Consider the following 13980-nt stretch of genomic DNA (forward strand, 5'->3'; position numbering starts at 1 on the left):
ACCACTAGAAGTGCTCTTATCCCTCAGCTGATTAATCGCCTTAAACTTATCAATCAACAGATTGAAGAAATCAAAGAACAATTAGCTGAAAAAATTGATGATAACCCCTATCAATTAACTACTATACCTGGATTAGGTTACACTTTAGCAGCTCAATTCATTGCTGAAATCGGTCATATTGACCGTTTTGATTCTGCTAATGAATTAGCTAGGTATGCTGGATTAGCACCAGCTGAATACAGCTCAGGCAAATCTCAGCAAAGTTCTAGGAAAAAATACGGCTGTCGTAACCTAAACCGGGCTTTCTATCTACTAGCTTTACAACAAATTGGCACTACTAGAAATAACAGACCTAAAAATCCAGTTGCCTATAAATACTATCAGAAAAAATTAGCTGAGGGTAAATCACGCAAAGCTGCTTTAGTCTGCTTAAAAAGACGCTTAGTTGATATTATTTATGCTATGATGCGAGACAAATCTACCTATGAATTACCTGAAACTCCTGAGTACGAAGTCTTAAATCAAGCCAGTTAATTGATAATCTCTGAATTAGCTGCCATTAGTTAAAAAATCTATAATTATTGCTTTGGGGATTGCTAGGTCAAATTAGTTTCCATTTTTTAACTTGTAAAACTTTTACTTGACATAAGACGTCTTATATTTCACTTTAAATTCAAAATTTATTACACAACTCATCTAACTTATCTCTTAATTCTTTTACCTTTTCTTTACTAACTTCGAAATTAACCTTTTTACTTTCCCCATCATTACAAGCGATATCTAATTCAATTAAAGCTGTAGTAATATTATGTCCTAATTCTTCTTTTTTTATTACTTGATAATTTAATGACCTTAACTTATCATTTAAACACGAAATATGAAATAATAATTTTTGTTTGAATTCATCAGTCAAAATAATTTCACGTAATTTTTCAATTAAGTATGAATTTAATTCAATAAAATCTTTATCAAAATTCTTTTCTCCTAAAGATTTTTTCTCTATAAATGCTTCAATAAGTTCAGTTAAAATATGTAACGTATATTTTAAATAAAATTCATTCAAATCATATTCTTCTATATATTCATTATATGAAGTCTCTGATACTCCTATTCCGTATGACATATAATTTACATCCAATCCTATAATCCCTTTTTTATTCATTTCATCTAAACAATTTACAATTTCATCACACTTTTCTTTATCTGTTAATAAATTTTCTATTTCTTCTTGTTTTTCAAAATTAATTTCTGACATATTATTCCTCCTCGCATAAGTTTATAATTTGAATTTTTTATAAACTATACTCATATGTAAGTAATACTATATATAAGTATATTTTCCTGCATATATAGATAACTTTTTTATTTTCTTATTTTTAATAATAACAAAAATATTAATGAATTTACAGTTAAAATTATATTTTAAAAATAAAATTTTTATTAGAACCATTAATAAAAATATTCAAAACTACATAAAAAACAAAACTTCTAAAATAGGATTTCGGATAACGTCCCTGCGATTCGCGACGTCTCGCTACTGCTCCTATACTTTGCCTATTCTCCTAAATTTCATAAGTCAGTGCTTAACCCTGCACTATCCTCTAGACCTAGATGTCGCTAATCGCATGTTATATGATGGAGCGACCCGGAACCACAAAGATAAAATTCTGCTTTTGCTATTATCTTAGCTAAAAATCATTTCTTACGCATCACAAAGCAGTTCTATTCCTAGCCCAAAACTATTTACCTGAGGGAAAGGGGGCGAAACTTCTATCTTCCTAATAAGTGAATCTTTTCTCTCAATTATGTAATTCTTGCTAATATGTATAAACCCTTCATAAAATAATCCAATTTTCAAAAAGATAAAAATGGGTTTTCAACTTTCACATTCAAAATGAAATTAAGGAGTTAGCTAATACAATTTTGCCATGCTATTCCAAGTTTTTTATCGTCTATCACAATGCTCTTTACTAACAAATTAAAAAGCTCTCCATTTAGCCTAACTCCTGTCCAGCACCGCACTGGTTTTCCTAACGAAAAGACTAGCCTAATAATTCCTAATCAAGGATAAAGAAAGGTTTTCTTCTGCCCCCTTTCCCTTTTCCAATTTTCTCTGCAAGATAGAAGTTGACTACATCAATCTAGCCATGCTATACCACAGATTATTTAATAACTCTTATGCTCTTTATTCTGCATTGAAAATTTATAAGTAGTCACACTTCTATCCTAAGAATAATCCAAATAAATAAACTTGCACAATGATAAAGAGGTTAGGAAATGTTATAAAAATATTGCTGAAGCTTTTTTTGAATTGAATCTTTTACCTGAGGTTTTAATGAAAGATTTTTAACCCTAATTTGTTTTCTTTTTAAATAAGTAACTAAAAAAGCTCTATTATTTTCCCTAATTTGCTATTAAAAATCTTAAACCTATAAAAAAATCACTATTTCCTAACCTTCCCTCGAAAATAGTGATCTCTTACTGGTTGGATTCTATAACTGAAAATCAATATCTTAGCTCTTTCATATAACGTCCCGCAGCTTCGCGACGTCCCATCAATGCTCTATAACCTAATCTAATGCAACCTTAATTTCATAAGTCAGTCCTAACCTCATTTATACTCTACAATTGGATGTCGCTAAGCTGCTGTTATGCGAAGTGCTAAATCTCAGATAACAACTATATATCACTTGAAAAATAATTATCAATGATTTTCCGTAATTTCTTTACTCCCTTCTCTTTGGCTTTATTTCGAATTTCTTCTTTGGAAAAATAATTTATTTGATATTTATTAGTGCTTTGAGCGCGTTCTTTCAAATAATCTTCTGCTTCTTTTTCAAAACCACCAGTAGACCATAACTCAAAAATGAGCTCTTTATTTCTATGTTCATCTTCTTGAAAAGTCCAACTTCTTATTTTAGGAATATTATCTGTCACCCATTTTTTAGCAAACCCCTTTCCTATTGGGGCTTTCTTTCCCTTGCATTCAACAATCCTTAATCTATCGGGATTATCATAAGCAAGAACATCAATTTCTCTTCTTTCCCCACTATCTTTATCAAGAACTACCTCATTGATTTTAATATATATAGATGATTGAGAATAATAATATCCTACAGCCAATTCAAAAAGTGCTCCTCTTAAATTAATAGACGCTCCTCTTAAATCAGATAATTTATCAAATAAATCAAAATATTTATCAGGATTTTTACTAATAACTGCAGAAGCATTTTCGATTACATTTACTAATGACTTCAATACTTCAGTATATTGGTTATCAAATAATTCATTAACAAATCCAATAAATATTCCTCGAGATTTAAGCAACTGAAAAGCTTCCTTCTCTAAATCTTCTACTATAATAATAGGGATAAAAGAAGAAACATTATGATTCTGTTTGATAATATCAATTTTATTTAAAAAATATTCAACATGCTCTTCTAATACTTCTTTTCCCAGTAAAATATCTGCCACAATAAATCCTGGTGAATCTTCATTTCTTAAATTAAGAATATAAGATGGAGCTGTAAAACCCCACTGAAATTTATAAAATTCCGCATTATTAGATAACTTTTCTGCATCATTATAAGAAGTGAAATTTATTTTTTTCGCCCAATCTTCAAAATTAGAAATAGTTAGTTCTTTTGCTAACTCAATTGCTTTAAATCTGGTATGAGTTGAACTAACTTCTATTAATGAATTCAACTGATATATATCATCAGTATATTCAACTAAAACATCTAATTGTAGCAAATCATCAATAATAGAGCTAGCCGGTTTATGTCCTTTTAACTTTTTAATCGGAGAACAAGTATAACTAGGTAATTGATTCATATCTATAAATCCATCATGAAATAATACTGCTTGTATAAAAAAATGATACGCTTTAGCATGAGTTTCAAAACTGTTTACTAAATTTTGATAAAAAAGTTGAGTCTTAAAATGATCACTTAAATAAATAAATTGTTGGTTATTATTAAAAGAAATAGTCTTCATTTTTTTCACAGGAGAATTTGCCCGGGAAATAGCTTTTCTAGCTGCATCATTAGTTATTTCATGTTTTTCTTCTAATTTTTTAGCTAATACTCCGGAAACCATTGGACCATCATCTTGAAGAATCTTTTCTATACGTGTTGTCATTTTATGTCACACCTCACTATTTATAAATAAACAATCAATCAAGCGATCAATTAATTTTTTTAGTTTTTCAATACCGACAATTCAATAGTTCATAGAGCTGGAAAAAAATACAATGTCACACTTTCCTTTTCAAACTAAAAAATTGTCACTAAAATATGTAACTAAGATTTAGCATTTCGCATAACGTCCCTGGGCTTCGCGACGTCTAGGCACTGCTCCTATACTTTTGCCTATGCTCCTAAATTTCATAAGTCAGTGCTGCAACCCTGCCATATCCTCTGTGCCTAGATGTCGCTAAGCCCATGTTATCTGACGTAGCCATTGTCGAATAAAAACTACTGTACTTACATCAAAAATTTTGGTTATAATTAAGATTAGGTAAGGCAATTAAACAACTTGCTTTTTTATGATATCCATAGCGATTAAGCCCCATATTAGCAAATAAAAACACATCCTTCTTGGCTCTGGTAATCCCAACATAAAAAATGCTAAGCACTTCTTCAAATTCTTCTCTTAAAGAAGACAAAAACTGGAATTTACAACATTTATCAAACTCTTCCTTCCCTTGTTTAGCACTACACAACTTGCAAAGTCCTTTTGAAGTAGGAAATGAGTATGCTGTAACTCTAGGAATGTATACATAATCCCATTCTAATCCTTTGGCACCATGTATTGTAGTTATTGTTATCCTTTCATCAATTTCATTCATTAAATGCTTTAAAGATTCATTTTCTAACACAAAAGAAATCTTTTCAAACTTTTTATTTTTTGATATATTTTCTGCTTTAGTTTTTTGAAACAATTTTTTTAATAACCTTAACAAGGAATTATATATATACATTGTATCATCTTCATATATATCTTCAGTAAGCAATTCCTCCATTCTATCAACAACTCTACTTAGTACACGTTTTGCAATAGATTGATTGATACCACTTTCTTCCAAAAACACATCTAAAGCTTTCTCATGAAAAGCTACATATTCTCTGTCAGTATCATTGAATAATCCATTAAAATAGGAAATAGATTGTTCTTCTAATTTTTCAATTACCTCATTAGTACAATAACTAGCTCGACACAAAATAGATACATCATCAGAATCACTAATCTTATCTTTAATATGTTCTACAATAAACTCGGCTTCTTTATGATTGCTCTTAAAAAATTTAAAATTCATTTCAGCTTCTTTATCAAAAGAATCCATCTCACTATAATTTAAAAAGATACTACGAATATAACTGTCTAATTTTTTCATCTTTTCATTATCATCAAATCTATGATTTGTTTTGAATCTCATTTCTTCCATATTAAATTCCTCAGCCATATGGTCAAACAAATCAGGAATAGCTCCAATAAAGCCATAAATTTTCTGAATTTTATCTCCCATTAAAATAATTTCGTTTTCTCCCATTAATTTTGTAAGCAATCTATATGATAAATAATTAGTATCTTGAAATTCATCAACAATAATCATTTTATAATATTGCTGATAAAAATTTCTAATTGATTTCTTATTTAATAAATAATAGGAAAAAAGCAATAATCCATTAAATGTAATAACTTCATTAGGGATTAATATTTCGTTTAAAATCTCAAAATAATTGCTTTCTAACTTTTCAACATTATCAATATTTTCTTTTTCAAACCCATTAAAATTTTTAATACATTTGTCATACTCTGATAAAATGTCCATTTCCGAAGATGATAGATAATCCTTTAGCACTGCTGAATAATCGGATACTATTCTAAAAGAATCCATAGCCCCCAAATTTTTATTTAATAAATATCCATGTTTTTTTAACAAAATTCTTGCTAAATTATGATAATTTGCTACATCAAGTTTCTTGGATAAATCAACATTTTCATCATCTAATAATTCAGGTAATAATTCATTAGTATCTTTTTTAATTTTATTAGCTGCATTTACGCTAAATGTAAGGGCTAATATTTTTTTATGATGTATTGTCGGATCTGTAACTATTTTGTAAGCAATTTTACTAATCATTGTTTTGGTTTTCCCATATCCAGCTGGAGCAGTTACAATTATTCTTTGTTTTTGACTGAAAATAAAATCAAGTTGCTCTTCATCTTTTCCATGAATATCCTCAATTGATTTAGAAATAGCTTTTTTATTCTTCATTATCTTCTACTCCATTCATTAATTCTTCTATAATATCTTTAAAAACTTCAGGCACATTAGTAACATATTTTGCTAAAAGAGAACCATTTAAAGCATTTTTTTTATTCCTTAATTGTTTTATTTCTTCTTCTTGATAATTTAGCATAATTCTATTTTTAACTTCCTCAGGAACCTCATATTCTTCAGGAGCTTCTATAAAAAGTCTGGGACTAAATTCTTCCATCTCCTTTTTTAAATAATTTATAAAAGGAGTAATTTTATCTGCTTCCTTTTGATAAAGCAAATAATCATTAAAATCAAAACTATTATATATTTCTGCTTCAAAATCTATTTCATTTGTGAAAAATATTCCATCTTCATTTTTATATTTTTCTTCTTGATCTTTATCAATTATAGCTATAGCTCTAATATCATATGCATCATAAAGTTTCATACATCTAAGAACACTACCAGCCCCATCAAGTTTTATAATTCCAATACTTTCTTCATCAATATCATATCCTATTCTTTCAATAAGTACTGGTAAAGCTCCGAATTCTGTATCACCTTCTACAAGAACTACAGCTTTACTAAACATAGCTTCTTTAATATACATAAAACTTCTTATTAAGTGTTTATGAGTTTTATCATTAAAATCTATATTTCTACCACACTTTACATTAACTTTATCATTAACCTTATATAATCTAGTAATTTGTTTATAGTTATTTAATAATATATTAGGAGAATGTGTAACAACAAACACTTGTCCAATCAAACCATCTATTTCAAATAATTCTTCGAGAAGTTTGATAAAGTCTTCATTCTTATTATCAATAATTCTTTTTATACCTTTAATTAATGCTCTTTGTCTATATGGATGTTGGTGTATTTCAGGTTCATCTAAAGCAATTACAATTGGTAAATATCTATTTCCCTCATCATCATTAATTAAAATATTATTAAATTTTTCTTCTTTCTTATTAGTTTTTAATTTTATTAACAAATCTAAAATATATAAAAATATATTAAATGAATATTGTAAGCCATCACCAAGTTCATTTAAACTTTTACCTGTATTGTCTCCTACCTCTAAAATTCGACTAACAATATTCTGCTCATCATCATCCACAAATGCTTCAATTACTTCTCCTTTTAACCCATTTATTTTATATATTTTTTTATTTAAATCATCAACAATTTCATTAACATCACTAATATTAATTAAATCTAAATTTTCTATATCTCTTTCCTCCAAAATGTTTTCAACTAAGTAATTTAAAACTTTTCCAGTTCCAGTGTTTTTTGAAAAATCTATTTCTTTGCTAGGATTCCTTAATGACGAATAATAAATAAAATTGATTTTTTTAATAGTTATTGGATTTATATATGTATCTGCCGGAGATGCATGTTTATATTCAATTCGACTATAAATATCTTCTTGAGTTGCTATAATAGTTAAACTATATTCATCATCAATATCAAAATTATTTTCAAAAAAACCCAATTCATCTTTATTGTAACTTATAGTGAATTTAACAGATATCTCCTTCTTTGTATCATCAAAATGTTCTTCATAGAATTTACCCTTACGTAATAAACAATTAAGCAACTCCATTACATTAGTTTTACCAACATTATTTTCTCCAACTAAAAAATTAATTTCCTCATCAAATTTAAAATTTAGTCCGCTTAAATTCTTGAAATTTTTTACTTCTTTTATTTCACTTACAAACATTTTTTTTGCCCCCGTTTCAATTTAAGTAATTAATCTTCTAATTTAAATAAAATTAGTTCATCGATTAAAATCAAGAAAAATTATATTTGATCTTAATCTCTTTGGATAACCTCTTTTTCAAAATGGCTATGTCAGATAACGTCCCTGGGGTTCGCGACGTCTCGGGACTGCTCCTCTATTCTGCTCATCATCCTAAATTTCATAAGTCAGTGCTACAACCCTGCCCTATCCTCTTACCTAGATGTCGCTAAGCTCATGTTATGTGATGTAGTTAGCAAAAGATATTTTCTATATTCTCCAAAACCTATGCAAACACTTCTAAACTATGCTAAACCTATTCTACTCACCTTTGCTAATGAGACTTTTCTTTCACAATCCTTCCCAAACAGCTCTAATTAGAGTTCTCTTACAACTATAATTCTATAACTTTAAAAAAAGAATAAACCGAAAGAGATAGAGTAGATATCCTTCCCTAAAATGGTTTCTAAATGTGTTTTTAACTTCACTATACTCAAAAATTTGCCTCTAAACCTGAGCATTTTCGCCGAAAAATTATACCAACGCCCAAAATATAGCCTAGGCATCGCTACTGGACTAACTTCAAACAAATATACTTCCACATAACTTATATAAGCCTTAACTCTATATTTCTTTTCCTTAATATAAAAAAGCATCTACTCTATCTCTTGACCGGTTATAGAATTCTGCAGCATTTTCTATTCTAATACAAACAAACCCATTTGCTAACTATGTCACATAACGTCCCTGGGCTTCGCGACGTCTCGGGACTGCTCCTATACTTTTGCTTATCCTCATAAATTTCATAAGTCAGTGCTGCAACCCTGCCCTATCCTCTATACCTAGATGTCGCTAAGCCCATGTTATCCGACGCCCGGCTTCTATAAAAAATATATCCCTCTTTTAACCTAGTAACTTTTTAATATATCTAAATATTCACTTTTTGTTTCATTATCATATAAACCCTTCGCTTCATTTAGAGTTTCTATAGCCCAGTCTACATATTTTTGATTTACTTTTTTACTATTTTCTATTTTTTCTATAAATCTTTCTATTTTATTTCTCAATTTATTGTTTACTGATTTTAATTTTTCTTCCAATTGTTCATTCTCTTCTGCTAGTTCTTCATTCTCTTCTGCTAGTTCTTCATTCTCTTGCTCTAATTGTTCTTCAATTTCTTTTAACATTTCTAATCTTTGTTTTAACCGTTGTGTTTCCTTCTTTTCTTGTTGTGTTTCCTTCTTTTCTTGTTGTGTTTCCTTCTTTTCTTGTTGTGTTTCCTTCTTTTCTTGTTGTAATTTCTTATCAGACTGCTCAACTGCCTCATCTAATGCACTTAACTCTTCATCACTCCATTCAGTACTTTCCTTACTACTCTCACCTTCATTTAATATTTCTTTTATTTTGCTTTTAACCCAACTAGGAGCTTCTATAAAATCTTTTCTCAATCTTTTATTCTCTGATTTCAACAACTCTTTATAAGCTAAATCTAAATTAGAAAGATTATCTTTAGTCAATATATCTATTTCAATTAAATTTTCTGCGAATTCTCCTGGTTTCATAAATTTATCTTCTAATTTGCTTATTTCTTCTAATTCGTCATATAATTTAGTTTTAGCCTTATTAGTACTTAATTCAGCTTGTTTTAGTTTCTCTTCTGTTAAACCATAATCCTCATTTAACTTAGTAGTTACATCATCTGCTAAAACATTCACTGTCAAAACCAATAGCAATACAATCAATAATAAAACACTTAACTTCTTCATAATCTGCCTCCCCTAAATTATGGTTTTTAATGTTTTTAATATGTATTTCTTTCAATAAAAATAGCAGCTAAGCCGGGTTTCGGATAACGTCCCTAGGGTTCGCGACGTCTAGCTAAACCCTCCTATAACTTGTCCATCCTCTAAAACTCAATATTCAATTCCTAACCTTCCCTAACCTCTCAACCTAGATGTCGCTAACCCTATGTTAGACGATGTTTGCTTGATAAAAATCATTACCTTCTCTCTATTTCTTCAATTATTAATTTTGGGAATTTATATTCAATTACAGCAATAGCTTCTTTTAAAAGCGGATAAGAAAAATCTCCTTTTGAACTAGTAATCATTGACATCCAATGAGTTGGATAATATCGAACTAACATACCAATCGCATATGAAATAATGTAAATAGTTAATAAAGAAGAAAAATTTAAATTATCAGCTAAAGGGGCAACAGCAAATATATTATTTTTTCTATCATTTTTTACAAACGGAACTCTATTATAAAACTCTTCATTAGAAGAATGAATTATTCTAAAAGATATATTTTCTAAATTACCTGCAAAATTATGTTTTTCCTTCTTTCTCGTTTTAATGTCTTTTGGTAAACCAAAGTCATCTCTAACTAATTCCTTATTAGGTAACCCAATACTAGTTTCTAACACTGCAATATCTGTTTGTTCAGATAAACAAAAAACAATTGCATTATAACATTTAGAATAATCATCAAAAGTATTCTCATATATATTTTGTAATTCCGGAATCCTCGCTAATATTTCTTTAATAGTAATTAAATTATTACTATCTTCTTTACCCCCATATTGTTTTATTTTAGTTCGATTTGGATATGGAGCTATATATATTGAACTTCTCTCAATATTTTCTGTAACCTCCCATAACTTAGAAAATGTGCCAGAAGTAATCTCAACATTCAAATTAGGTACTTCTTCTATTCCATCTGAAAGTTTTTGGGTCCAATTTTTCACTCTTAATCCATGAGATGGTTTAAGGCTAGTTACTCTTGCAAAAGGATCTAAAAATAAAATTAATCCACGACAAAATGCAACTACTCCGTAATAAAACAATAGAGGAGATACAACATTATCAGCCTGTTTTGCACTGGAAAAATATTCTCTTCCTTGAGTAATATGAGAAACTATTTCCTCTGCTTTTCCAGCCGAAAGTTCTCTATCATGCTTCTCTTCATAAAATTTTGAAACTAAATCTTTGCTTTCATACAAAGATATCTTAGACCAAACATTTTTCATTATTTACCTCCCTTTTTCCCTTGTCACAAATTTACTTTTTCTAACTGTGTAGGCCAAGCTCCTTGACCATTTCCTCCTTTAAAATAAACTCTATAATTTTTTCCTATAGAAGAAACAACATGTTTAGTAATATACTTCTTTTCTTCACCATCAATTTCAACTTTACTTTTCTTTTTAACTTTGTCTCCAGGCTTTAAATTTAATTCTTCAATTGCTTGCTTATTATTTTCTTTTAATTTATCCTCAATTTTTGCTGAGGCAACTCTCAACGAATTGTTTTTAAGATCTAAACCCAATTCTTCTCCAAATTCAATTTGTTTTTCAGTAGACTCATTAAATTCCATATTAGGATCAATTGCTGGTTCAACTGCATCATAAATCCTTGCACTTGCTACATTACGAGTATCATTAGAAATATCAACTTCTAATTTAATTGCTATATTCTTTTGAAATGGTGTTGGTTTTTTATGAACATCATTCACAAATAAATTTCCTCCTTTAAAAAATATAATATAACAAAAGCAAATGTCGTCTAACGTCCCTGGGGTTCGCGACGTCTAGCTCAACCCTCTTATAACTTGTCCTTCCTATAAAACTTTCATATGTAATCTCTACCTTCACCCATCCTCCTAGCCTAGATGTCGCTAACCCCATGTTATGTGATGCTTCTGATCGGTTAATAAAAAATAATCCCCAATAAAATTAAAACCCTCATTAAAATTTAGCATAATAATAAATACTCATATCAAACAACTATAATTCGAATTATTTTATACTAATATTATATTCAACCTTACTTTTACTCCTCAATTTGCAACTCAACTCCTGGTATATAAACATTAATCCTTTCTATTTTAAATCTAATTCTATTTTCTAATTCTTTTTTCACAATATCTTGAATTGTTTGCCCTACTTTATAAACTTTTTTCTAGAATCAACAATTATATTTAAGTTAACAGTAATTCTTTCACCTTGTCTTTCAATCTCAACACCTTTAGATAAATCTTTTAAACCTAATATATCCTTAAGCGCATTCAAAAAACTACCTCCATTAGTATCTACTACCCCATCTATCTCTCTAACAACTATTCCCACTAACTCTTCTATCTTGTTATATTTTTCATCTTCAATACTAATTGAATTCAATTCAATATTATTTTCATTTCCTAATTTATATTTAGGAAATAATCTATTACTTGGATCATCTGGTTCAGTATAATCAAATTTTTTTATATTAACTTTAACCTTGTTAACTTCAATTCCTGTTTTATGTTTCAATCTATATTTTACAGTATCTCTTATTTCTTGGGCTACTATATTACTTTGCATTTCATCTTTTATTATTGCATTAATTTCAATAATAAATCCGTCATCAATTATTCTATATTCTATTCCCTTAGATAAATTATTTATTCCTAATAATACACGAATATCATCAAAAAAACTTCCCTGCGTATCAATTACTCCATCTATTTCTCTAACAATAACCCCAATTAAAATTTTTATTACTTCTTTAGAAATCCTAATCTTTCCTTTGTTATTTTTTTGTTCAATATCAATATCCTTAGATTTTTTCATAATTGTTTTGCTCTCCTTTTGCAATATAGATAAAAAGTTTTATAAGAAGTTTCACATAACTTATTTTTTAACGACACAAAAATCATAATTTATAGTTGTTCCTTATATTTACGATGATTGTGTCGTTAAAATCAGATTAGTTGATTAAATTATCTAACGGACTTTCTATGTTTGCAATATCTCTTTTGCTGACATGAGTATATATTTCAGTAGTAGTAGAACTCTTATGTCCTAATAATTTTTGGATGTATCGTAAATCAGTTCCTTGCTCTAATAAATGTGTTGCAAAAGAATGTCTTAAAGTATGTACAGAAACATCTTTAGTAATATTAGCTTTTCTACAGGCTTTTTTGAATATTCTTTGTACTGATCTTGTAGTTAAGTGTTCTCCTTCTTTGCCTCCAGGAAACAACCTCTTTTCGGGTTGATATAATTGATGATACATTTTTATCTGTTTCAGACAAGATTCTGATAAGATCGTATAGCGATCTTTTCTCCCCTTCCCTTGATTAATTTTAATTAGCATTCTATCACTATTAATATCATCCATTTTTAGTTTAACAACTTCACTAACCCTTAATCCAGCAGAATAAACTACATACAAAATTGTTTTATGTTTGGGGTTATCTAGACTATCTAAAATCTTCGCTACTTCTTTTTTACTTAATACTTCCGGTAACTTTTTTTCTTTTTGTGGTCGTGATAAAACAACTGAAATATCTTTATTATCCAATACTTCCCGGGCCAAGAACTTAATAGCACTAATCCCCTGGTTAACAAATGAATGTGATAAATCTTGGTCTAATAAATCCAACAAATAATCCTTAATCTCAGCATCAGTCACTCGTGATAACTTCTTATTAATAAATCGTGCAAACTGCCTAATATGACTCATATAAACTTTTTCCGTCTTTTCACTATAACCTTCTAAATTTAACTGATTTTTTAGTTCATTAATTACTAGTTCATTTTCTAAAGCACTGGAAATTATAATTCTTTCATTAACAAATTTCTCTTTTAACTGTTCTAAAATATCATAATCATAAGGTACTAACCATGCTCTAGCTTTAGGGGCCCATTCCCGCTTATTAATTTCTTTAATTTTTTTAATTTTTCTTTCCGAATAATCAAATTTAACAGCTAGTTGTCCTTCTAACTTTTCAATTCTTAATGTCATAAATTAGCTCCTCTCTCGCACGCATAAAATTAAATCTAACAAAAAATAGATTTTATAACATTATAACCAAATTTAAGAGCTAATATACATTAAAATATATTTGCAACTAGCTTTTCTTATTATATTATTGATTATATACATTTATAGCATATTCTAGTTATACTTTTATTTTTCTCCAC

The 13980-nt window shown here is 28.6% G+C and carries 10 protein-coding genes; 1 reads left to right on the forward strand and 9 read right to left on the reverse strand.

From position 1 onward, the window contains the following. On the forward strand, positions 1-534 hold a 534-nt coding region (locus JOC47_RS05645), incomplete at its 5' end, for a transposase (protein ID WP_204701081.1). Positions 535-673: 139 nt separating this feature from the next. On the opposite strand, the gene JOC47_RS05650 is transcribed toward JOC47_RS05645, so the two are convergent. The 9 genes from JOC47_RS05650 to xerA all read right to left on the reverse strand — a co-directional run bounded on the left by JOC47_RS05650 (position 674) and on the right by xerA (position 13801). After that, the gene (locus tag JOC47_RS05650; protein WP_204701083.1) at positions 674-1255 is read right to left on the reverse strand and encodes a COMM domain-containing protein; all 582 of its coding nucleotides are present in this window, start codon (positions 1253-1255) and stop codon (positions 674-676) included. Positions 1256-2679: 1424 nt separating this feature from the next. After that, complete coding sequence (locus JOC47_RS05655; protein WP_204701085.1) at positions 2680-4140, reverse strand: hypothetical protein; 1461 nt, start codon at positions 4138-4140, stop codon at positions 2680-2682. 349 nt (positions 4141-4489) lie between these two features. Further along, the gene (locus JOC47_RS05660) at positions 4490-6280 is read right to left on the reverse strand and encodes a UvrD-helicase domain-containing protein (protein WP_204701087.1); all 1791 of its coding nucleotides are present in this window, start codon (positions 6278-6280) and stop codon (positions 4490-4492) included. Next, on the reverse strand, positions 6270-7997 hold the full coding sequence (locus JOC47_RS05665; RefSeq protein WP_204701089.1) for an ATP-dependent nuclease: 1728 nt from the start codon (positions 7995-7997) through the stop codon (positions 6270-6272). Before JOC47_RS05665 ends, JOC47_RS05660 begins: the two co-directional genes overlap by 11 nt. Before the next feature lie 926 nt (positions 7998-8923). Then, positions 8924-9781, reverse strand: coding sequence for a hypothetical protein (locus JOC47_RS05670; protein ID WP_204701091.1), 858 nt, complete (start codon positions 9779-9781; stop codon positions 8924-8926). 233 nt (positions 9782-10014) lie between these two features. Further along, positions 10015-11046: a YaaC family protein gene (locus tag JOC47_RS05675; protein WP_204701093.1), complete on the reverse strand. Its 1032-nt coding sequence runs from the start codon at positions 11044-11046 to the stop codon at positions 10015-10017. 23 nt (positions 11047-11069) lie between these two features. After that, the gene (locus JOC47_RS05680) at positions 11070-11528 is read right to left on the reverse strand and encodes a hypothetical protein (RefSeq protein WP_204701095.1); all 459 of its coding nucleotides are present in this window, start codon (positions 11526-11528) and stop codon (positions 11070-11072) included. A 427-nt stretch (positions 11529-11955) separates the two neighbouring features. Then, positions 11956-12624 carry an Asp23/Gls24 family envelope stress response protein gene (locus JOC47_RS05685; RefSeq protein WP_204701097.1) on the reverse strand — a complete coding sequence of 223 codons (669 nt, stop codon included), beginning with the start codon at positions 12622-12624 and terminating at the stop codon, positions 11956-11958. A gap of 136 nt (positions 12625-12760) precedes the next feature. Further along, the gene (gene xerA, locus JOC47_RS05690) at positions 12761-13801 is read right to left on the reverse strand and encodes a site-specific tyrosine recombinase/integron integrase (protein ID WP_204701099.1); all 1041 of its coding nucleotides are present in this window, start codon (positions 13799-13801) and stop codon (positions 12761-12763) included. Positions 13802-13980 lie beyond the last annotated feature (179 nt).

This window comes from Halanaerobacter jeridensis (genome assembly GCF_016908315.1).
GTDB lineage: Bacteria > Bacillota > Halanaerobiia > Halobacteroidales > Halobacteroidaceae > Halanaerobacter > Halanaerobacter jeridensis.

Excerpts from the sequence above, each read along its gene's own strand:
- JOC47_RS05650 (WP_204701083.1), bottom strand. The coding sequence starts at position 1,255 with ATGTCAGAAATTAATTTTGAAAAACAAGAAGAAATAGAAAATTTATTA.
- JOC47_RS05655 (WP_204701085.1), bottom strand. The coding sequence starts at position 4,140 with ATGACAACACGTATAGAAAAGATTCTTCAAGATGATGGTCCAATGGTT.
- JOC47_RS05660 (WP_204701087.1), bottom strand. The coding sequence starts at position 6,280 with ATGAAGAATAAAAAAGCTATTTCTAAATCAATTGAGGATATTCATGGA.
- JOC47_RS05665 (WP_204701089.1), bottom strand. The coding sequence starts at position 7,997 with ATGTTTGTAAGTGAAATAAAAGAAGTAAAAAATTTCAAGAATTTAAGC.
- JOC47_RS05670 (WP_204701091.1), bottom strand. The coding sequence starts at position 9,781 with ATGAAGAAGTTAAGTGTTTTATTATTGATTGTATTGCTATTGGTTTTG.
- JOC47_RS05675 (WP_204701093.1), bottom strand. The coding sequence starts at position 11,046 with ATGAAAAATGTTTGGTCTAAGATATCTTTGTATGAAAGCAAAGATTTA.
- JOC47_RS05685 (WP_204701097.1), bottom strand. The coding sequence starts at position 12,624 with ATGAAAAAATCTAAGGATATTGATATTGAACAAAAAAATAACAAAGGA.
- xerA (WP_204701099.1), bottom strand. The coding sequence starts at position 13,801 with ATGACATTAAGAATTGAAAAGTTAGAAGGACAACTAGCTGTTAAATTT.